Here is a 21,754-nt window from a genome sequence, read left to right as displayed (position 1 = left end):
CTGGGTAACACCGGAAGGCGGCGGCGGGCCTAACTATCCAAATATGTAGCAGCCCAATATGTAAGGCTTAATAGATAAAAGCCTAATATATAGCTGTTAACTATTGGCGTTGATAACGTTGTGATCAAAAGCACCTTCGGGTGCTTTTTTGTTATAGGGCGTGATAACAGGAAACGGATAAGGATGTTTTGCCAACGCATCATAAGAAGCGTGTATAAAAAGAACATTAGTAACAGGAGTAAGATCAGAAGGTGCTTTGTAGACCATATGGTATTACTATGCGCGCATTATTTAGACCTTGGTCGCATTAATTTTTAGGTAGGAGTTAGCAATGGATATCGCGGTTTATTTGAATGCGTTGATCGCACTTTTTGTGATTATAGACCCGATAGGAGCGGCGCTGATTTTCCATTCTCTGGTGCCTGTCGACGATATGCGCCACCGTATTAAGATGGCGATTAAGGCAACTGTTATCTCATCGACCTTGTTGATCTTGTTTGGTAATTTCGGTGAGCCGTTGTTGCATAAGCTCGGTATCAGTATTGATGCGTTGCGTATATCGGGTGGTATCTTGTTGTTTTATACCGCGTTTCACCTGATTACAAAGGATACTACTGTCACCAGTACCACGGAGAGAAAAGATATTGCGGTGTTTCCGATGTCTATTCCCATGTTGGCTGGCCCTGGTTCTTTAACGCTGGCTATTCTGTTGTACTCAAAAGCATCAGTCTACCAAAGCAGCTTGTCTATCACGCTGGCAATTTTGACCATCAGCCTTGGTACATTGGTGATGATGATCCTTTCTCGCTACGTTAAAAAAGTGATAGGCCGCACCGGCGACGATATTCTGCGCCGGTTTCTCGGCGTAGTGCTGGCCGCATTAGCCATACAGTTTGTTCACGACGGTGTCATTAATATGTCGTTGATGTAACTGTGTTTTAAATTAATGCCGGTTGGGTGATACGCGTTTCAGAACCTTCAACAGGACAGTTTGGTACTAGTTGTGCCAGACCGAGTGAAATAGCCGCCATGGCGGCTCCGGCATAAAAAACGATAGACGGTGATATTAACCACAGGAGACCAAAGCTGGCAGGTATGATGACAGCGGCAATATGGTTAATCGTAAATGAGATGCCGGCAGTGGGCGCTATATCTTCCGGGGATGCTATTTTCTGAAAATAAGTTTTAACGGCGATAGCCATCGCAAAAAACAGATGATCGATAATATAAAGCGACGCACCTAACAATGCGTTATCAACTAGCGCATAGGTACTGAAAACCCCGATCAATCCGATGTATTCAAAGGTTAGTGCGCGTCGTTCTCCCCAGCGGGCAATGAGCTTGCCTATTAACGGTGCGACAATAATATTAATGGCCATATTGGCGATAAACATCAGTGTTATTTCGGCTGCCGAAAATCCGAATTTTTCCACCATCAAAAAGCCGGCAAACACTACAAAGATCTGGCGTCTTGCACCACTCATGAAAACCAGCGCATAGTAAAGCCAGTAACGCTGTTTCAGGAAAAGTTTTTTACGTTGTTCCACTTTTTCGGGAAAGTGCGGGAATAGACTCCAGGCAGCCATTGCCAGCAGAAAGGTGATGCCGCCACCGATCATGTAGATCCAACTCATGGATATGCCAAAATACTCAAGGCTGATATACACCATGCCATAGGCCACTAGCGCGGTGGCTGAGCCCATCGCAATGAGCTTTCCCATGACCTTAGGTGCTTCACCTTTTTCCAGCCACTGTAGCTGCAGCGATTGGTTAACTGTTTCGAAATAATGGAAACCGACCGACATCAATACCGTCGTGAAGCAAAGCCCCCAGAAGCTAGGTAGCAGGCCGGTTAATGCAGTACCTAAACCTAACAAAGCTAATGCGGCCACCGCCAGCGTTTGTTCTTTGATGATCAGCAGCAGAAAGATAACCGCAAAAGAGAGAAAACCGGGTATTTCACGCAGACTCTGAAGGGCACCCATATCGGCACCATCGAAATGCGCATATTCAATCGCAAAATTGTTGATCAGCGCCATCCAGGTGCCCATCGAAAAGGGCATCGCGGCGGCCATAATAAACAATAGGACCCGAGGTTGTTTCCAGCGGGGCTGATCAGAATATTCCATTTCAATGTATCCGGCAGAGAGTAGACAGATAAGCTTAGCCTGTTATCTCTGTACGAGATAGTCAGATTGTCGCAACGCTGTTTTTCAGTAACCGACATTAGATAGGCAGCGCTGAAAGAGGGCGTTAGCTTGGCGGGCGTTAAAAAACAGCAGTAAAAAGCCGGTCAAGTATGAAACATTGACCGGCTATGCGTGGCGTTTATCAGAGATAAGCTTTTAGCTTTCGACTATTAGCTTTCGACTGTTAGCTTTCTACGAAGGCGCGCTCGATAACGTAGTGTCCTAAATCGCCGCGTCGATGTTCAGAAAACCCCATTTTGTTGAGCAGTGTGCAGGTATCTTTCAACATGCTTGGGCTGCCGCAGATCATGAAGCGATCTGTTTCCGGATTTAATGCTGGCAGGCCTAGATCCTTTGCCAATTTTCCGCACGCCATCAGCTCTGTCAGACGGCCGTTATTGCGGAACTTCTCGCGAGTCACTGTTGGGTAATACATCAGTTTTTCGCTGATAAGCTCGCCAAGATATTCGTTCTTAGGTAACTCATTAACGATCATGTCCGCATAGGCAAGTTCGGAAATAAAACGTACACCATGTGTCAGAATAACTTTGTCATAGGCTTCGTAAATTTCAGGATCTTTTATAATGCTCATAAAAGGAGCCAGTCCGGTACCTGTACTGATCAAGTAAAGGTGTTTGCCCGGGAGTAGGTTGTCGTTGATTAACGTGCCTGTCGGCTTTTTGCTGACAAGAATCTGATCCCCCACTTTTATTTGCTGTAACTTAGACGTCAGTGGGCCGTCCTGAACCTTGATGCTAAAGAACTCCAGTTCATCTTCATGATTAGCGCTGGCAATGCTGTAAGCGCGCATCAGGGGCTTACCTTCGTGTTCCAGACCTATCATAGTGAAATAACCGTTCTTGAAGCGGAAGCCGGCATCACGAGTGGTTTTAAAACTGAATAGCGTGTCATTCCAATGATGTACGCTGGTGACCTGTTCTTGACCAATGGATGACATATGCTTATCTCTCTTTGTTCTAGATAGAATGAATTATTGTGATAAATGATATAAGAAGTGTATGTTATCGGTAAAGCGGGATATTTATATATATGTAATCGGAAAAATCGATAATGAAGTATTCTTTACGTCAGCTTGAAGTGTTTTTAGCGGTTGCACATCATAACAACATTACCCGTGCGGCTGCCAGTCTGTCTATGTCTCAGTCAGCCGCCAGTAGTGCGTTGCGTGATTTAGAAGATCAGTTTGCTATTCAATTATTCGATCGGGTCGGCAAGCGCCTACAGATCAACGAACTAGGCCGGTTGGTACGTCCCCGTGTTGAGGCCTTGCTAGAGCGCGCCAGGAGTCTGGAAAGTGAGCTGATGCAGCATCAGACACCCGGGCACCTTAAATTAGGGGCCACCTTAACTATTGGTAATTATCTGGCGGTGGAGTTGATGGCTGCTTATATGGCTAAGCACCCTGGCAGAAAAGTGACATTAGATGTAGCGAATACCTCGGTGATTGTAGAGAAAGTAGCTAATTATGAACTGGATATAGGTTTGATCGAGGGGGAGTCTAATGATGCCAGTCTGGAGTTTATTCCCTGGTTAAAGGACGAGCTGGTGGTTTTTTGTTCCCCTTCACATCCGTTAGCCCATAAAACCGTATTGTCAGATCAGGATTTGCAAAGTGCAGGCTGGATTTTACGTGAGCAAGGATCCGGGACGCGTCAGGCATTTGATTGGGCGATGCACGGTTTATTATCTCGTCTTAATGTTCTTCTGGAACTGCAGCACACAGAAGCGATTAAACGCGCAGTCAGGGCAGGGGTAGGAATATCCTGTCTTTCGCGGATTACATTGCAGGAATCTTTTACGAGTGGCAGCTTGGTTGAGCTTAATGTTGCTGGTCGTGATATGCATCGCCAGTTTTATCTGGTTTTACATAAGCAAAAGTTCCGCAGTGCCGGAATTCGGTACTGGTTACATATGTGTGCGAATTATGAACAACTGACAGTGTGACTGTTCAATTGCTGATCAAAATGATGCTTAAATCACCTTTTTTCACATAAAATGTAAAAACTTCCTGCAATAGGGTTGACACTTTTTCTCAACACTATAGAATCTGCGCCCATCCCTAGGAGGGGTGGCTGAGTGGTCGAAAGCACCGGTCTTGAAAACCGACGAGTCGTAAGGCTCCCAGGGTTCGAATCCCTGCCCCTCCGCCATTGGATACTGAAGTTCCTCGATAGCTCAGTTGGTAGAGCAGTAGACTGTTAATCTATTGGTCGCTGGTTCGAGTCCAGCTCGAGGAGCCACTTCAGGCGGGGCGTTAGCTCAGTTGGTAGAGCAGTTGGCTTTTAACCAATTGGTCATAGGTTCAAATCCTATACGCCCCACCATTTTTACAGATCTACCTCAGGACGGGGCGTTAGCTCAGTTGGTAGAGCAGTTGGCTTTTAACCAATTGGTCATAGGTTCAAATCCTATACGCCCCACCATCCTGAAGGTCTGGAATACTCCGCAAAAAAGAACAGCCTGTTTTTCAGCACTCTTCTCGTTAGTACTTCACTCAGACTCGCTATCCATAAATTTTCATAAAAAATGCTTTTTTGCAATCTGGCGTACGCTCGCTTAACGTTTGCCAGCTGCAAGCTATTTTAAGCCTTGTCTTTGCATCACGATCCAATTAACTCCGCTGCGTTACCTCTCTCGTTTTTCTATAGAGCAACCCTTTCATAACGCTAGTGCATAGCTGTACTCTCGGTATACCCTTGCTCTGCCTTAGTGTTGTTGTCGCACTGTGATATTATTGAAATATTTGTCCTCTCGCCGTTCTTTTTCTGTGAGTGATAAGTTGCTAGAGTCAACATGCTAAATGAAAGAGCCGTCAGGAACGTATGAAAACAGATTTAATTACACGCGAAGGTTATGAGGCGCTACAAAAAGAGCTTAATTACCTGTGGCGAGAACACCGGCCCGACATAACGAAAAAAGTCACCTGGGCCGCTAGCTTGGGCGATCGCAGTGAAAATGCTGATTATCAATACAACAAGAAGCTGTTGCGTGAAATAGATCGACGCGTGCGATACCTTAGAAAATGTCTGGACCAGCTTAAAATTGTTGATTATTCGCCTCAGCAGGATGGCAAAGTGTTTTTTGGTGCCTGGGTTGAAATCATTAATGAGCATGATGAACTTAAAGGATTTCGAGTCGTCGGAGGAGATGAGATTTATGGCCGTAATGATTATATTTCGATCGATTCGCCTATGGCTCGTGCTTTACTTAAAAAAGCCGTTGATGATGAAGTTGTTGTGATGACGCCTGAAGGTGAAAGAGTCTGGTATGTAAATAAAATTTCTTATCCAGGTGCCTTGGTTTGATAATGCGCTTTTTAGGTGATTCAATTTAAAAGCATCGATAGACTTTGGTATTTATAGGCAGTAAATGAGCAGGAAAGCATAAGCTTAATATGGGAAAAATAATCTGATGTTTGCGCAATGTTTTACCTCGCTCGTACTGATATCTTTTGCTTTGAACCTTATGGCAGCAACCCTGGCAGTTGAAATTACAGGCGTGAGCAAAGAGCAGGAGCAGAATATCCGGGCGATGCTCAGTCTTGAGTCCTTGAAGGGTAAAGAGGTTGTTAGCCGTAGCCGATTACGCTATTTGAATGCGAAAGCGGAAGATGAAATTGGCAAAGCATTACAACCCTTTGGCTATTATCGCCCGGAAATTACAGCAGAGCTGACAGAAAACGCCGAAAAATGGGTAGCTCAGTATCACATAGTACCCGGTCCGCTTTTACCCATCGGCGTGTTGGATATTAAGCTGAGCGGTGACGCGCTTCGGGACGATGTTTTCAATCAGGCATTATCCGCCTCCTCATTACGCACGGGCAGACCTCTCGTACACAGCGATTATGAAAACCTTAAAAAACAGTTACGTTCGCTGGCCGCGGAGCGCGGTTATTATCAGGGAGCGTTTAGCGAGCATCGGGTTGAGGTTGATCTGCTGACTTATCAGGCAAATATTGTTTTGCATTATGATAGTGGGCCGCGTTTTAAAGTGGGTAAGGTGCGGTTTACAGAGAGTCCGTTATCAGACGATTTTCTGATCCGTTATGTACCCTTTAAAGCAGGAGACCCGGTGCAAAGTAGCGCGTTGCTCAATCTACAGAGCGCCTTAGTCGACAGTGATTATTTTCAGCGGGTGGAGGTTCGCCCTCTCTGGGATCAGATAGACGGCACTGAGGTGCCTATTGAAGTGGCTGTTGATGCACATAAACAGACTAAGTACAGCGGTGGTTTTGGCTATGGTACCGATACCGGAGCGAGAACTAAGTTGGGAATAACACGCCGCTGGATCAATAAAAGCGGACATCAGTTCAACACACAATTGTTAGCCTCCGAGATTCGCACCAATCTGACGGCAGAGTACGCCATTCCCGGATTACGTCCCCAGCAAGATAGATATACTGTGAATCTCAGCCTCGATGAGGAGCAGTCGGATAGCGTTGATACCAGTAGCAACTCTTTGGGTGTTTCATGGCAACAGCAGCAGGGGCGGTGGCAGCGAGTGACATCGCTGACGTTCCAGCAGGAAGAATTTACGATCAGCGATGAGACTCAGCAGACCGATTTTTTGATGCCCCGCATAAGTTATACAACGGTCTCTACCAAAGACCGGCTGAATATCCGTAATGGCTATCGTCTGACACTACAGGCATTGGGTGGCAGTGATATGTTGCTCTCGGATACAAACTTTATACAGTTGAGCGTTAATGCCAAAGCGGTGCATAGCTTAAATGAAAAATTCAGATTACTCGGACGCGTGGATGCGGGGGTCACCCTGATAGATGACTTTGATAAGTTGCCGGTGTCGCAGCGTTTCTTTGCGGGGGGCGATAACAGCGTACGCGGATATGAATACCAGAGTCTGAGTCCTATTGATTCCGATGGTGATGTTACCGGTGCTCAAAACCTGCTGGTGGGGAGTCTTGAGCTTGATTATCGGCTTAAAGGTAACTGGGGTATCGCGACTTTTATCGATGCAGGTAATGCGTTTGATGATATTGACGCCGATTTGTATATAGGGGTCGGTGTTGGCGTACGTTGGTATTCGCCCATCGGGCCGGTCCGTATCGATTTAGCGGTGCCGCAGACGGGCGATACTGACGGTGTTCGTTTACATTTCAGCTTGGGTCCTGATTTATGAGATTACGCTATAAACGCATTTTTCTGGGGTTGCTTGCCTTAGTGTTGTTGCTGTTGGCGCTTATTGTGGGCGCTCTTATGTATGTGACAACGACCACCGGCGGGCTGCAGCAGTTAGTTTCTGTTAGCCAGCGTTGGCTGCCGGGTGAGTTACAGATCAAAAGTATCGAAGGTACTTTGCACGATTCTTTAACCCTGCAAGGCGTTAGCTTTCGTAATGATGAGGGGTTGGACATCTCGCTGCAGCGATTGCAGCTCGTCTGGGAACCTATGGCGTTGTTCGACGGTACATTGCACCTGCGGACACTGGTACTGGAGCACCCTGTTATTATCCTGCCGCCTGCTGAAGAACAGCCGGTACCCACCGCACCTTTATTTCCTCTTTCCTTGCCTGACGTAAGCTTACCTATTCAGATAAAAATTGATGATCTTCAATTGGATCAGCTGGCATTCCAACAATTATTAGCTAACCCCGCGCCCGCACCTGTGTCAGAGCCAGAGGCACAGCCGGTACCCGTGCTGATTGAGTATTTGGTGTTGCAGGCTCATACCGAGCAGCAAACGTTGATTCTGGATCAGTTAGAGGTGGTTGCACCTCAGGGGCAGGTAAAACTGAGTGGTTCACTGCTACCGAGTGAACAATATCCGTTTAAATTATCGACCGAGTGGCAGGTGATCGTGCCTGATGCTCCTGCATTGAACGGGCAGGGTACGCTGGTCGGAAATATTGCCGCCTTAGAGATAACACAGCAGCTTTCCGGTTTTGTTGATATGGGTGTTTCCGCTTCAATGGCTCTGATCGCAGATACCCTGAAGCTGAATAAACTACAGGTTACTCAGCCCTCGAAAAAATCTGAAATACTGCTCTCCGGAAAGGTATCCGGTTTACAAACCACACCGCTAGTGGCTCTTGACGGACAGTGGGAAAATCTCGGTTATCCGCTGGAAGGTGATGCCGTTTATCGTAGCGAGCAAGGAAATATTAAACTGACCGGTAGCCTTGATGACTACCAATTGGTATTGAACAGCGCCATTGATGGTGCAGATATCCCCGTGGGTCAATGGACATTGAACGGCGGCGGTAATCGCTCTGGATTCACTGCGTTTGAATTAACCGGCCGTACGCTCGAAGGAGCGCTTGAGGCAAAAGGGAAGGTGACGTGGTTGCCTGAGCTTAGCTGGCAGGTAGCGCTAACCGGGCAGAAAATTAATCCGGGCAGTGAATGGACGGATTGGCCGGCAAAGCTGGATTTTCAGTTACGTAGTAGTGGTTTATTATCGGCTCAAAAACCGCTGCAGGTACAGGCCGATCTCGTATCGCTGAGTGGGACGTTACGCAGTGAGCCCGTCAAAGGTGAGGCGAGTGTTGCCCTTAACGGAACTGAGCTGGATATTCGTCAGATAACGTTAGATGTTGCCAGTGCGCAGCTACAGGCATCAGGCCGTGTTGGTCAGAAAATGGATCTGGATTGGGCGCTGAATGCGCCCACACTGGAAAAATTATTGCCTAATGCTTTGGGTTCTCTCACGGGTAAAGGGACGCTGCGAGGCCCGCAAGATAAGTTGCATTTGGTGGCGCGGCTGCAAGGGCAAGGGCTGAAATTTGATGCGAATCAGATTGATGATCTTGATGCGGATCTGGATATAGACCTCAGTGGGCAGCAGAACTCTCGTTGGGTGTTGCAGGCAAATAATTTAAATCTGGCAGAGCAACGCTGGAAAAAGCTAACGCTCGACGGGCAGGGAACGCCTTTACAGCATCAGACGGCGTTAACGCTTGAGCAAGGGCCTGCAAACCTGAAGTTAAGCCTTCAGGGGCGCTGGGAGGCGTCTCAGTGGCGTGGTAGTTTGACACGCGCCGATCTGCAAAATGAAATGCTTGGATCATGGCAGCTGGCGCAACCGGTAGCGATTCAAGGTAGTTCCGCATTGGCGAGCGTTAAAGATTTTTGCTGGCAGAGACAACCTTCCGGCACAGGAGAACTGTGTGTTGATGGTGGCTGGTCTGTCGCGAAGGGGAGTCAGGCGGAGTTAAAGATCCGGCAGTTAGCGCTGAGTTTGCTGGAACCTTTTATGCCAGCAGGAACGCAGTTGGACGGTCAGTTACTGGGGCAAGCTTCTTTTGTGCAGCAGCCGGGCAAACGACCGGTATTTTCAGCAACCACCCGTCTTGTTAAGAGTCAGGTACGCCTGGAAAGCGAAGACCTCAATATAATCGGCGGTGACATTCAGTTTAACGTGAGTGGCCGGCAGGAGCAGATTAAGGCGAACTTACAACTGCCTTTGTTGCAGCCAGTGGGTTTATTGCATGCGGATGTTCTTATTGATGATGCCTATCAGCAGGGCATTCTGAAAGGTGACACCCGGCTGGACCTCAGTGAACTGAAATTTATCTCGCTGTTTTCACCGCAGTTACAGGCGATTACCGGTAAGTTGGAATCAGCTCTGACATTGACGGGCAGTATTGAAAAACCGATGGTAAGGGGTTCCTTGCAGTTAGTGGGCGCCAGTGCTGAGCTGCCAGCGCTGGGCGTAAAATTGGATGTCATCGAATTAGAAATCCATGATCAGCCAGGCAGCGATAATCTGCTATTAAGCGGGGCTCTGCATTCGGGTAAAGGTGCACTGCAGCTCAGCGGCTTATTAGATCCATTGAACTATTCAGGTACATTAAACATCGCGGGTGAGCGTTTTCAGGTCATGGCTACCGATGAAATCAGCGCATGGATCTCTCCGGCATTGGATATTTCTGTGACGCCTGAGTTGATCCGTTTACGCGGTGAAATAAAAATTCCTGAAGCAAAAATAACACCGCCTAAAATCGCAGCATCGGCGACACCGCTGTCATCCGATGTCGTTATTCTTGACCCGGAAGGAGGGGGTTCTGATGCATTGCTTGCGCCGCAACAAGCTATGGATGCAAGCCTGCGCCTGACATTGGGGGATAAGGTAGAGGTCGATGCGCTGGGTTTTAAAGGGCGCTTGCAAGGTAGTATTCTGATTGAGGATGATGGCCTCCGTGCTACCCGGGCAACAGGGAATATGGATGTTGTTGCAGGGGAATACCGGCTTTACGGACAAGATTTGAATATTGAGCGGGGCAGTTTGGTGTTCACGGGAGGGCCTGTTGATAATCCTGGATTGGATTTGCGTGTTTCGCGTATTGTTGATGACGTTACGGCCGGAGCGAAGGTCAGCGGTACCCTCAACGAACCGCGTCTGGATCTGTTTTCAGATCCGGCGATGCCAGAGAGTAGTCTGTTGTCTTATTTATTATTCGGTCGGGCACCGGGCGCTGCCAATACATCCACTTCGGAACAGGAGTTACTGTTTAAGGCTGCTTCTGCGTTGACGATGAAAGGCGGTAACGTTATCGCTGAAAAGCTCACGGATATTTTTGACGTGAATGAGTTGGGGCTGGAGGGTGATTCGCTGAACGACACCTCGTTTTATATCGGTAAATATCTATCGCCTAAATTGTATGTCAAATATGGAGTGGGTCTGCTGGAGCCTACCAGTACTTTTCTGATGCGTTACCGGCTCAGCAAACGCTGGAGTGTTGAATCACAAACCGGCACCGACAGCAGTGGCGGTGATCTTATCTATACGCTGGAGCACTAAGCTTGTTTTCTGAAGCGTTTAAAACTGACTATTGTTTGCACCATCAGTTTGCATAAAGTTACTTCCGACAAAGGCTTAATTGTAGTTTTGTGATTTCAGTGGATAAACGACCTAGATGGCTCAGAGTCGAGGACGTGTTTTGGCAGGTCTGTGCCAAAAGCGGTCATTAGTTTTACGTTGTCCGTTTGTATAATCCATAAATGTATGGTCTGGGATCCCCATTGGGATTGATGTATGTATGATTGAACGATGTTATTAACTTAAATGATGAACTCAATCTTTCTGATAGTTCCTCAATACTATACCGATGCACTGTTAACCCAGCACATTTGGGCGCACCTGTTTTAGAAAATTCAGCAAATATGGCGTAGCTGCCGACTTTTAATTTTGATTCAAGGTTATTGAAATATCCTTTTATATCTTCTTCACGTGTAAGAAAATGTAAAACAGCTCTATCAATCCAAATATCTACATTTGGTATAGCATCTGTAATGGGTTTGGATATATCTTGGCAGAGCCAATAAATTTTATCGCTATCAACTTGTAGCCTTCCCTTGACCTTATTTAAAGCCTCTATACTAATATCATTGAGGACTAATTTTGCACCTTTAGCAATAAGCTGTTCTATCAAAATTGAAGTTCCCGCACCTGGTAAGAATACAGTGAGATCTTTCAAGTTTGGAACTTGATTTAGCAATTCAAATGTTTTTTCCGCATCCTTTTCATACCACCCTAGTTTCGAATCTTCTGCGCCTGAAAAAATTAAATTCCAATGTTTACTGCTTGATTTCATAGCTTCTCAGTTTTAATTATTATGATATGACAGTATGTTTAGGGGGCATTAATAGCTACTTCAGAAACCGTTAATGGCGCTTCCATTTAGCCTGCTGATGGCTATTTATCATCGTCCTTATGAGAGTGGCGGTGATGAAGATCAGGCCAGTGGGGATGTTTGTGCTCTAAATCTGAATGTTCATGGTGGTGTGTATGTCGAACTGAAGAAGGCATATCTGGGTGATAGTGATTATGGTGGCCATCATCATGCCGGTGCGCGTGGTTATGACTCAATTCTTCATGTACATGAGTATGCGAGTGGGTATCGCGCAATAGGAGAGTAATAGCGACAATAAATATTACTGCGGCTAGCAGATGAGTTCCTGATATCGATTCACCTAAATACAAAACTGACAATGCGACACCGAAGAATGGCGCACTCGAAAAAATCACTTGTGCACGTGTCGCGCCCATTCCCTGTGCTGATCGTATATATAATACAATGCTGGCACCATATGACAGGGCTCCAACCAGCAAGGCACCCACGATTGTTTTTGTATCAAGACTAAGCGGATCTAGTGCAATACCTATCGATAGATTGACACTGCCTGCGATTAAACCTTTCCAAAAAGTACTTTGGCTGGGGGTTATTCCATCAATCAGTGCGGTAAGGTGATTGTCCAGTCCCCAGCAAATGCAGGCAAGAAGAACCAAGGCTCCAGCAGCAATACTCGCGCTGCCCTGTGACCAAGAGAGGAGCGATGCTGCCAGCATCGCTGCCAACACACCCATCCACCCGTTAATACTCAAATGATCACGAAAGAAAAGCACCCCGATGACCGCTGTTGCTGCAAGCTCAAGGTTGAGCCATAGAGAAACTGATCCTGCTTCTGCAAGGTTTAATCCAAACAACAATAGAACCGGACCCAAAATCCCGCCAAAAACCACTGCGCCTAGCAACCTTAATCGATTAGGTTTGTCGCTAATTGAAGGAAGGGATAACGTTCCTTTGATGAAAAAGGCAGGGGCAACGGCGAGTGCAGCCCCTAGATATAAAAAACCAGCCAATTGGAATGGCGTTAATCCAGCCAAAAGCCATTTACTGGCTGGAGTTGCGGCTCCAAATAGAGCCGCTGACAGTAGCGCTAGTATAATTGTGTGTTTTTGCATTCGACAAACTATCTAAATATTGATAATAGGGCTTAGATAGCCCATTAGTTTTGACTATGGCTATGACCATGGTCTTTCTTTTCTTCAGTACTATCTTCGTGCCCGTGGTCTCCACAAGCGACCAGTAGCCCTAAAAAGCTAGTGAGGACTAATACTTTCCCTACATTAATAAGATAATACATATAATATTCCGTGATTCATAAATGTATGCATTAGCTGCTTCAGCAAGTAATGGGTCTACTTGATACCTATAATTTCATAGTTCCCTTCGATTTTCAGTGATACCGTAATAGGTGAACTTCCTTTGTTCTCCCAATACCAGCCGTGTGACCCATCAAAGGAGGCGGTGAATGAACCTCTCGCAGTATCGGATGTACTGACCGTATAGCTTTCAAAATAACCCGTTGTATCGCCTTTGGGTTCACCGTGAAAATCAAAAAACAGCTCTTCACCTGCTGAATTCCAAGAATAACGAATGGCTTCACCTTTCAACATATTGAGCTTATATTCCACCCCCGCACCTGCTGGGACAGTAACTTCCGTACTGTGCTCTTTAAACTCGCCAGTTTGTCCCACTACTGTCTGCTTAGTCGGTTCAAGAGAGGCTGCATTCGCCAATGCGGTTAACCCTAGAGAGCCCCCTATGCCTGTAGGGTCAATATCATATTCGGCAGGTAATATCGCCACTGTTAATATAAAGGCCCCAAAAATACCGGCAAAGGCACTGGCTTTGACTAACGTTTTCGTTGATTGCACCGAATGCTCTAGCTCATGCTGAGCACGACCGGTTTGTTCTAATTGAGTCATGTTGTCACCTTAAACCGTTGTAAAAAAACCAGTGAGTTGGAAGCCAACCAGCATCACTCCGCTACTCATCAGAAGCGCATTCGTTGCCGTTGAAAAGCGTAAAAAGCTAGGGTGTCGTCGCCAAAAGCTCAGTGCTATTAGCACTAAAATTAAGGCAGAAAACTGTCCTAATTCAACGCCTACATTAAAGGCGATAAGGTTTTCAAATAAGCCCTCCTTCGGAATCTCGAATTCCTGTATTTTGGTCGCTAGACCGAAACCATGGAATAAGCCAAAAATCATCACAGCTGCTTTGGTATTCGGCTGGAAGCCGAATAGCCGCTTAAAGCCTCCCAGATTATCGAACCCTTTATAGATGATAGAAAATCCAATAATCGCATCGATTAAATAAGGATTCATCGCAATGTCATACAGGACACCGAACATCAGCGTTAAACTATGGCCGATGGTAAAGAGTGTCACATACACCATGACGTCTTTTGACCTATAAAGGAAAAAGATAACCCCTACAAGAAAGAGTAAATGATCGTAACCGGTCACCATGTGCTTAGCGCCAATATACATATAAGGGATGATTGAAACGCCTTGATTCGCCAGCAAAAATTGCTTCGTACTGTCATCAACCCCGTGGGCAAAAAGCGTGGCCGAAAAGCCGAAAGCGCAGATCAGTATAAAAAATCGAGTTAATGATAGTGATTTAGACCGCATAACGGATAGTTTCCTTGTTATGTTTGACGATAATGTCTAAAGGACAAATTCGATGCTAAAACTCTTCAAACGTCCCGTTAAAGTTCGCACCTAGGTACGTACCTTGGCTATTCAGAAGTATATAAAGTGTTTCTTTGTCTTGTGCATGTTCAAAGGAAACAATGTAGTGCCTAAGAGATTTGTTATGCACTTTTTTGTTAGTGACCTCTTTCCAGCTTTTATCTAATGTTTTCCCTTCAACGAGTTCAGACTTATCCACGATGATGACTAGTTCCTGAAACGCTTTTGATACTATCTGTTCATTGGTAGGTTGAACTGAAGGACCATGACTGTGGCCTGCGCCGCTGTAGGCCATAGTAGAGGTAAGCATGGTGAAGGCGAGTACAGCGGTTGTAATAATAGTTTTAAGCATGGCGTTAGTTTCCTCGTTAGTCTTAACGGTTGCATAAACATCAACACACCTGTGTTGATGTTTGGATTAAGCGAGGGAAGTATGCCTTTATTAAAACCGACTGTCGATAGGTTTTATATTGCGAAACATGTAAAAGGTGGGTGATACGCTATCGTGTGATTAAAGCTTCAATGGTGTTATGGAGAGGTAAAGAGCCACAAATAGAGAGGATAAGAAAGCAAATAGTGCTCAGGAGCAAGGTGTGCCTAGGTAACGAACTGCCAGGAACTTGCGCTAATAAATAATGAACGCGTTGCTCCAGCTCAGAACCCAAAAATTGGCATAGCGGCCCTTCATTCTTGATAGGGCTCATAAGCCGTTGTAGTTTGATAATAGCTTCGGCGACCGCAACATTACATTCAGTGCTAAGTGCTACTTGCTGATCGGCTCGCAGCTCCAATGAGAGAGCGTGCTCTTTTAAGACGGCCCGCTTGACGTTGGGGTAATGAAACGTACACATAAACCGCAAAATCCACTTATAGAGTCCGTCTCTATATTGTGCATGCACCTCTTCATGAGTGCACACTATATGCAATTGCTGGGATGATAGGTTATTGACGAGCCCAGTCGAAAGCACGGCATTGGGTCTGAATATTCCTAAAGAAAAGGCAAGAGGCAGTTCAGTTTCAATTAGTTGAACATTCGATGTCAGCATGGAGCCTGAAGTTACATCGAGACGCTCAAGTAGTTTGTAAGAACGCCGCCATTGCATAAAGGCGATTAGAGATGCCCAGCAGAAAAGACATAATGCCGTACCAATGACGGCTAACTCGCTTATGGTTACCATATGAGCAGCAGGAGATCCAATGCAATTACTAGAAACATGGCAATGATCTATTGGTAATGTCGAGCTATGATTAAGGGCTGGTATCGAAATCATTACCCCTATCACTAATGCACCGACTAGAGGTGTTGAGCCAAACGACCGAAGTAGAATTAGCCTAGATTGAGGGTTGAATTTTGTTACCCACTTAATGAAAAAAGGGTTAATCAGCCAACATAACCCACCTAATATAAGTACGGTAATTGAAATAATATAAAGTAAATGCAACATTAAACTGAGGCCTTCACCTATCATTTGTCCTTACCCATATTGTTTTTTCTAGTAGCGATTAAATCTTCGAGTCGTTGCAAGCTTTTTTCATCTAGCTGAGTTGAGATGTCTATAAAGGCTTCTAATATGGCATCAGAATCATTTTTTGCCAGCTCTTGAGTTATATCCGTAATCAGTGAGCCTAAAAGTTCTTTTCGTTCGACAGCGGGGGAATATGAGTATGCATATCCACACTTTGTTCGGCTTAAAAGCCCTTTTTTATACAGTCTGTCCAGAGTCGATTGAATCGTGTTGAGACTACCTCCTCGGGTTTGTTCAAAATGACTATGCACCTGCTTGGCGTCAGCGAGCTTTTCCTTCCATAGGTAATTAAGGAGTAACTTTTCTAATTCACCTAAGCGCATTTAGTGCGTACCTTTTAACAGACATTCTGATTTTTATGATGTGCTCATCATAAACATGTTTTTAGAGTCAATGATCGTATAATACTGATAAGTGATGGTTTTTACGAATATCCGTGAAATTAGGGTCAAATTAATGATTATTTTCAAGTGAATCGGCCATATATGGCAACTCTAAAGATAGGCAAGTATCGACCTTTCCATACATTTAGATAGTTTTTTCTCGGTCACTGATTAACTGTCAAATTTGACCCAAATAACGAGCAACTTTGCCCTGAATAAGGAAATAAAGTGCTAAGTGATTGATCTTTATAACTAATGAACTATGGTTCTAGTATAGGGATTGAATGTATTGAGGAGAGGAGTGGCTATTTGCAAAAATCATGTCTATAAAAATGCATTTATCCCTTTGTATTATAATAGATTAAGGCTTATGGCTTTTTACTAAAAACCCAATTAGCGCGCAGCTGTCATGCTCAAAAGGAGCTGTTGTGAGTAACGATGATCCATTTGGGAAGTTAGTAACTATTGTTAATGATCAGCTTGAATCAGGCAAGAGTCATGATGAGATAGTTGGTATGTTAATGCAGTCAGGACTAGACATGAGCAAGGCTAATCATGTCATAAATACTATTGAAAATTCTCGTAATTCCTTCTGGACCAGAATGGCAATATTTTTTTCTTCCTTAGTGCTGAGTGTGCCAATTTTATTTTACTTTAGCTTCTACTATTTCGGTGCCGAAGAATTAACAGGGTATGCAAAATCAATATTTTTAAGCTTTATTGCTTTCTCTATTTTGTTTACTGTATTCGCTAGCTTTAGTGGAAAAGTCGTCGGCATATTCAGGTTCTTTATTACGTCACTATGGTTCTTTTCATCTTTATTTTTGGCTTGTGTAATGTTTATTTATCCAGAATGGTCATCGTCATTTATACATACTGGCGGTGGCTGGCGAGCACAAATTCTTGGAGTCGCTACTAATTTACTTTATACCTTAGGCCCAAAGGGTGTTGCATATATTTTACTTGGTATTTCCAGCGTTATCTTAATGCTAACATGGGCTGAATATTACAAGCTAAAAATTAGTGAATATGGGAAAATTTAAGCATAATCGGATAGCAGAGGGTATCTAACCCTCTACCCCCACAACACCTGCACCCTCTTCGGATATGCAAGCACACCGGATCCGCACAGGGCGTTTCATTGAGAATAATGAAGCTTGATCCAACCATCACGCAATGCATAAAGCCTCTGAGACTTTAAATAAGCATTGGATAATGCTTGATTAAGCGCCGGATTTTTTGAACTGCACCATGGGGCTTCGCCTAAAAGATCCTACTGTTGGTACTAGTAATTCCGTACCCAACCGTTGTCTGACAACGAATGCCCAGTCTCATCAGGCTTGTTACTTTAGTGTGTAGCTTTCGCTACTGTTACCAGTAAGCCATCCGAATTTTACGCCTATGTTTTTTGCTATCATTTCATGTCGGGATAGGTTTAATAATTGACATGTTTTGGTCTTCGTTTGTCCGGTTAGGGTCGATACCTGCCATACTCCTCCGTTCGCTTTCAGGAATGTAGATGGCTGGGTATAGCTCTACATAGCACTGCCACCCTCTTCGTAGTCTCACTACAAAAATAGTGCTTATGCAGGCTTTTTGGGCAAATTATGCAAACTTATATGGATTTTATGCAGACTTATGCTGGAAACGACACTGACGTTATGTAAAAAGCATAAAGGATTTCAATCATGTGCCGATACACAACCTAGTTGCTGATGAGCATTCGACACAGGCATTCACAAAGAACGATACAAAACATGCAGACTGAAAAGATACAGGCGCGGATAGAGACGTATACATCGTCATTGCCCCAGGCAGTGCAGGCTCCGCATGGGGCCGACTTTGCTATGCTGCTGAGCCTTATCTCAACTAATCAGTCGAATAGCTATTCATACGTGCCACAGGTAGCTCAACGTGAAGGCGGTGAAGGCTTTAAGCTTCCGGAAGAGACTTTTCCAACCATAGACGAGTTACATACTCCTTATCTTGTGGGTCGTTTAAATCATTCGGTTAATTATGATGTGCCCAGTGATTTTGCTTATATTAACAGCCACCTTTCTGCACGGGCTGATATGCCCCGGCCGCACCGTGCTTATGCTGATGAATTTGCCAAAATGGCGCTGGTGTCATCCGGGCGTCTGTTGCTCGACCAAATTAGCCAGTCACTGACCTCTGTGCCCTCTATCTCTGCCGTAGCGTAAGCTGATAATCTAGATTTCATTTCATGATTTTTGATTTTAAGTCGCGCTCGACTAAACTGTGCTGCTTATTCTTTGGTGCTGGTATCATGGACGAAAAAAATCAATCAAAAGCGATGCTTTGCGGGTTGGGTGCGGTGTTGCTGTGGTCAACCGTGGCGACGGCATTTAAGCTGGCGTTGCAACATCTGACGCCTCTACAGTTGTTATCTATCGCCAGTGTGACGTCACTACTGGTGTTGTTAATAGCGGTATTTAGAAAGCATCGGTGGAGTGATGTTTGCCGTTATTGGAAAAAAGCCCCCTGGCGCTTCGTTTTGTTAGGGATGCTGAACCCTTTTTTATATTATGTCATCTTGTTTCAAGCCTACGATCTGCTGCCTGCACAACAGGCGCAACCGTTGAATTATACCTGGGCATTAGTGCTATCTTTATTGGCCGTGCCGTTACTCGGGCAAGCGTTGCAGCGTTCTGATATTGTCGCACTTATCCTGGGGTACTGCGGTGTGTTGGTTATTTCAACACGTGGCGACCTATTCGGTTTAGCCTTTGATAGTGGTTTGGGCGTAGCGCTGGCGCTGGCTAGTACGGTACTTTGGGCGCTTTATTGGATACTAAACGCCAAAAATGAAACACCCTCTGAAATATCATTATTGCTCTGTTTTTTAAATGGAACGCCGCTGGTGTTGTTGGCTACCTGGTGGTTCGATGGCATTCCAGACAGTACAGAAGGACTGTTAAGCGCTGTGTATGTGGGGGTTTTCGAGATGGGTATTACCTTTCTGCTGTGGATGAATGCGCTCAAATTGGCAACACATGTAAGCAGAGTCAGTAATCTGATTTTTTTATCGCCGTTTTTATCTTTGATTCTGATTCATACGATTCTGGGAGAGGAGATTGTTAGTGCGACTTATATTGGTTTAGTGCTGATTGTGTTCGCTGTCGCTTTTCAGCAATATGCTGCTCATAAAACGCAGCGCGCAGCGCGCAACACTCGTAACTGACAGATGCTTATTTATAAGAGACCGAGTTTTTTAAACATAAACTGATCTCTTACACATAAAAAAGACCGTAAAAACGGTCCCTCTTTTAACTGACTCATTAGCTTAGTTATTCAGTCAGTTGATCAGGCAGAAGTCCAGGTAATCAGTTCTTCTACCTTATCTTCAACTTTCCACCATTCATCAGGGTCATCACCCGTTGTCCAGCCAGTGGCAATACAGCGAACCTGAGCCTGTAGCGCTAAGGATGCAACGCGTGCGCAATCAAGATCTTTTTCCCAAGGGGTTTTATCCGATTGGAACCACACGCTGGTCCAGGCTTTACCGGCTGCTTTTTCGTGAACAAAAACAGGAATAGATTCGCCGTCAATGGTGAGCGTATATTCATGCGTTTTATTGCCTGAAGGCTCTGACGACACGCTGGAAACACACGCTTCCCCTAGTGTCGATAACCAGTTTTCTATTCCGGCAAGTGGGCGGGTTTTTATATAGATTTCAATATCGGGGTGGCGCTGATTGTTCATTGCAATACATCAATACAGTCGGTTTTGTTTGGCGGCCAGTATGCGTTGCTTGGCGAGGATGATCAAGAGGCTCAGGTGTTGAGAAGAGATATTCCTTTTAAGGTTAGATCATGTATCCTTGGTCCTTTGTATTTTTTAAAAACAGGATTGGGAATGAATAAGAAAATAGTCATAGGATTGACGTCGGTGTTGGGCTTTTCAGTAGTGTATCTGTCAGGGGTTTATTATTCAGGTCAAGAGGCTGATAAGTTTATAGCGCATGCGGTTGAACAGGCAAAAAACCAGACACAGGGTCAGGCTTTTATCCAGGTTAACGCTGACACTGGTTTTTATTCATCCCATTACCAGATGGTTTACACCCCGGCAGAACTCCCCAAAGGTGCTGAAGAATGGATGGGTGGACGGGATATTCCCTTTAATCTTGAAGTTAAACATGGCTTTTTGGGTGCGGCATCACGAATTACACTTGCCGATAGCGGCTTGTTAGCAAAGCTGAAGTCCATCCAGACAAATACAGAGCTTGAGCCGGTTACCTTAGAAGTTAATCAACGCTTTAATCCACTATCGCAGACGCTGTCGATGACGGGTTCGATGCAGTCAGGTCAATTTGTTGTCGTGTCTGCAAAGCAGGAAAAAGCTACGCTGGGCGCTATTCAATTGGAGTTTGAGCAAAAAGACCGCGATTTCATGTTGGACTTCGCGATGCAGGATAGCGGTGTTGAGGCTAACAATGCCACACTTTCCATTCAAGGTATTACGGGGCATGAAACCGGCCACTTAGATCACGATGATCCGTTACAGGCCGTGATGGTTGAGGCGTTGGATGGTGTGTTTAACATTGAACGTGTGGTTGTCGAGAACGATAAATTTAGTGCACAGGTAGAAGGCTTGAATCTGGAGATTCAGCAAAGGCTGGAAGCCGGTCGATTGCTCACGGATATTAATTACGCAGCAGATTCTTTTAGCGCTTCACAAGCCGGTAAGGCCGCGCAGACGATCGAGGCGCCTAATCTGCAGTTGGCATTTGATCTGGATTATTTAACTACACGCGAGCTGGCTATTATGTTGCAGCAGGTCGACCGCTCGTCTGAGGCTATGCTTCAGCAGATGGAGGGTTTGATGGTCGTGGCAGATGGAGTTACACGGCAAGGAATTGGCATGGATGTTAACGATCTGTCCGTTAGCTGGGAAGGGCATAAAGCACAAGGCAGTGCAGAGCTAGACCTGGCACCTTTTGCTGTCTCAGAAATAATGTCTCAGCCCGATAAAATCAGACAGTATGTAACATTAAATGCACAGTTCACCGTGCCTGCCGCTATGCTGGAAGCCATGCCGGATTACAACCCGCGTCAGATAAACGGTTTGGTGCAGATGGGTTTTGTTCAGAAAAAAGGTGACGAGTACCAGGTAGAACTCAAGGTTAAAGGCGGCGTAGCAACGTTAAATGGCCAGGTAATGCCGATGTAATTGGGCCGCGCACTTAACGGTGCGCGTTTTAGGCTTGAGGCTTAAGTTTCAGGACTGTATTCCCGAATAAAGTTAAAGAGTCACTAAACAGCATTGTTCTTTATCCGGGTTTCGCAATGAAACCCAGAATTCTACTTCGTAAGTACCCCTAAATTCGAGAAGTAGAC

Annotated in this window: 20 protein-coding genes and 4 tRNA genes; 13 read left to right on the top strand and 11 right to left on the bottom strand. The window is 45.3% G+C overall.

Annotated features, from left to right (window positions below; all coding sequences use genetic code 11):
• Window positions 1-96: 96 nt before the first annotated feature.
• Window positions 97-267 carry a hypothetical protein gene (locus Nant_RS21285; RefSeq protein ID WP_156298825.1) on the bottom strand — a complete coding sequence of 57 codons (171 nt, stop codon included), beginning with the start codon at window positions 265-267 and terminating at the stop codon, window positions 97-99.
• 64 nt (window positions 268-331) lie between these two features.
• On the opposite strand from Nant_RS21285, the gene Nant_RS09825 reads away from it, so the two are divergent.
• Complete coding sequence (locus tag Nant_RS09825) at window positions 332-931, top strand: MarC family protein (RefSeq protein WP_054341465.1); 600 nt, start codon at window positions 332-334, stop codon at window positions 929-931.
• A gap of 7 nt (window positions 932-938) precedes the next feature.
• Here the strand turns inward: Nant_RS09825 and Nant_RS09820 are convergent, their stop codons facing one another.
• Window positions 939-2,129: an MFS transporter gene (locus Nant_RS09820; RefSeq protein ID WP_054341464.1), complete on the bottom strand. Its 1,191-nt coding sequence runs from the start codon at window positions 2,127-2,129 to the stop codon at window positions 939-941.
• A gap of 244 nt (window positions 2,130-2,373) precedes the next feature.
• Entirely contained in the window at window positions 2,374-3,147 is a 774-nt protein-coding gene (locus Nant_RS09815; protein ID WP_054341463.1) for a ferredoxin--NADP reductase, read from the bottom strand.
• Window positions 3,148-3,260: 113 nt separating this feature from the next.
• Between Nant_RS09815 and Nant_RS09810 the strand changes: the two genes are divergently transcribed.
• The 8 genes from Nant_RS09810 (at window position 3,261) to Nant_RS09775 (ending at window position 10,969) form a co-directional block, all read left to right on the top strand.
• Entirely contained in the window at window positions 3,261-4,154 is an 894-nt protein-coding gene (locus Nant_RS09810) for a LysR family transcriptional regulator (protein ID WP_054341462.1), read from the top strand.
• A 118-nt stretch (window positions 4,155-4,272) separates the two neighbouring features.
• Window positions 4,273-4,360, top strand: a tRNA-Ser gene (locus tag Nant_RS09805).
• A gap of 14 nt (window positions 4,361-4,374) precedes the next feature.
• Window positions 4,375-4,450: transfer RNA gene (locus Nant_RS09800), tRNA-Asn, on the top strand.
• An 8-nt stretch (window positions 4,451-4,458) separates the two neighbouring features.
• A tRNA-Lys gene (locus Nant_RS09795) sits at window positions 4,459-4,534 on the top strand.
• Between the two features lie 23 nt (window positions 4,535-4,557).
• Window positions 4,558-4,633 (top strand) — tRNA-Lys (locus Nant_RS09790).
• Between the two features lie 399 nt (window positions 4,634-5,032).
• A complete protein-coding gene (gene greB / locus Nant_RS09785; RefSeq protein WP_054341461.1) occupies window positions 5,033-5,515 on the top strand; it encodes a transcription elongation factor GreB in 483 nt (160 codons plus the stop codon).
• Window positions 5,516-5,621: 106 nt separating this feature from the next.
• A complete protein-coding gene (locus Nant_RS09780; protein WP_054341460.1) occupies window positions 5,622-7,349 on the top strand; it encodes an autotransporter assembly complex protein TamA in 1,728 nt (575 codons plus the stop codon).
• Window positions 7,346-10,969: a translocation/assembly module TamB domain-containing protein gene (locus Nant_RS09775; protein WP_054341459.1), complete on the top strand. Its 3,624-nt coding sequence runs from the start codon at window positions 7,346-7,348 to the stop codon at window positions 10,967-10,969. Before Nant_RS09780 ends, Nant_RS09775 begins: the two co-directional genes overlap by 4 nt.
• Window positions 10,970-11,141: 172 nt before the next feature.
• On the opposite strand, the gene Nant_RS09770 is transcribed toward Nant_RS09775, so the two are convergent.
• From Nant_RS09770 to Nant_RS09740, 7 genes are all read right to left on the bottom strand, one after another.
• On the bottom strand, window positions 11,142-11,762 hold the full coding sequence (locus Nant_RS09770; protein ID WP_054341458.1) for a methyltransferase domain-containing protein: 621 nt from the start codon (window positions 11,760-11,762) through the stop codon (window positions 11,142-11,144).
• Window positions 11,763-11,863: 101 nt separating this feature from the next.
• Window positions 11,864-12,913, bottom strand: coding sequence for a DMT family transporter (locus tag Nant_RS09765; RefSeq protein ID WP_054341457.1), 1,050 nt, complete (start codon window positions 12,911-12,913; stop codon window positions 11,864-11,866).
• A 237-nt stretch (window positions 12,914-13,150) separates the two neighbouring features.
• Window positions 13,151-13,720, bottom strand: a complete 570-nt coding sequence (locus tag Nant_RS09760) for a hypothetical protein (protein WP_054341456.1) — start codon at window positions 13,718-13,720, stop codon at window positions 13,151-13,153.
• A gap of 9 nt (window positions 13,721-13,729) precedes the next feature.
• On the bottom strand, window positions 13,730-14,428 hold the full coding sequence (locus Nant_RS09755) for a HupE/UreJ family protein (RefSeq protein WP_054341455.1): 699 nt from the start codon (window positions 14,426-14,428) through the stop codon (window positions 13,730-13,732).
• 55 nt (window positions 14,429-14,483) lie between these two features.
• Entirely contained in the window at window positions 14,484-14,840 is a 357-nt protein-coding gene (locus Nant_RS09750) for a DUF6488 family protein (RefSeq protein ID WP_054341454.1), read from the bottom strand.
• Between the two features lie 148 nt (window positions 14,841-14,988).
• Window positions 14,989-15,666 (bottom strand): M56 family metallopeptidase, encoded by a 678-nt coding sequence (locus Nant_RS09745; protein WP_162224931.1) that lies wholly within the window; start codon window positions 15,664-15,666, stop codon window positions 14,989-14,991.
• 287 nt (window positions 15,667-15,953) lie between these two features.
• Window positions 15,954-16,337, bottom strand: coding sequence for a BlaI/MecI/CopY family transcriptional regulator (locus Nant_RS09740; RefSeq protein ID WP_054341452.1), 384 nt, complete (start codon window positions 16,335-16,337; stop codon window positions 15,954-15,956).
• Between the two features lie 488 nt (window positions 16,338-16,825).
• On the opposite strand from Nant_RS09740, the gene Nant_RS09735 reads away from it, so the two are divergent.
• The 3 genes from Nant_RS09735 to Nant_RS09725 all read left to right on the top strand — a co-directional run bounded on the left by Nant_RS09735 (window position 16,826) and on the right by Nant_RS09725 (window position 19,599).
• Window positions 16,826-17,440, top strand: coding sequence for a hypothetical protein (locus Nant_RS09735; protein WP_054341451.1), 615 nt, complete (start codon window positions 16,826-16,828; stop codon window positions 17,438-17,440).
• A gap of 714 nt (window positions 17,441-18,154) precedes the next feature.
• Complete coding sequence (locus tag Nant_RS09730) at window positions 18,155-18,598, top strand: hypothetical protein (protein ID WP_054341450.1); 444 nt, start codon at window positions 18,155-18,157, stop codon at window positions 18,596-18,598.
• 86 nt (window positions 18,599-18,684) lie between these two features.
• A complete protein-coding gene (locus Nant_RS09725; protein ID WP_054341478.1) occupies window positions 18,685-19,599 on the top strand; it encodes a DMT family transporter in 915 nt (304 codons plus the stop codon).
• A 122-nt stretch (window positions 19,600-19,721) separates the two neighbouring features.
• Here Nant_RS09725 and Nant_RS09720 read toward each other — a convergent pair whose 3' ends face one another.
• Window positions 19,722-20,120, bottom strand: coding sequence for a hypothetical protein (locus Nant_RS09720; RefSeq protein ID WP_054341449.1), 399 nt, complete (start codon window positions 20,118-20,120; stop codon window positions 19,722-19,724).
• 153 nt (window positions 20,121-20,273) lie between these two features.
• Here Nant_RS09720 and Nant_RS09715 point away from each other — a divergent pair, with 153 nt between their 5' ends.
• The gene (locus tag Nant_RS09715; protein ID WP_054341448.1) at window positions 20,274-21,587 is read left to right on the top strand and encodes a DUF945 family protein; all 1,314 of its coding nucleotides are present in this window, start codon (window positions 20,274-20,276) and stop codon (window positions 21,585-21,587) included.
• The last annotated feature ends 167 nt before the right edge of the window (window positions 21,588-21,754 follow it).

This window comes from Neptunomonas antarctica (genome assembly GCF_001305295.1).
Taxonomy (GTDB): domain Bacteria; phylum Pseudomonadota; class Gammaproteobacteria; order Pseudomonadales; family Balneatricaceae; genus Neptunomonas; species Neptunomonas antarctica.
Note: the sequence above shows the minus strand (reverse complement) of the source record. Positions and strands in the feature narration are given on the sequence as shown.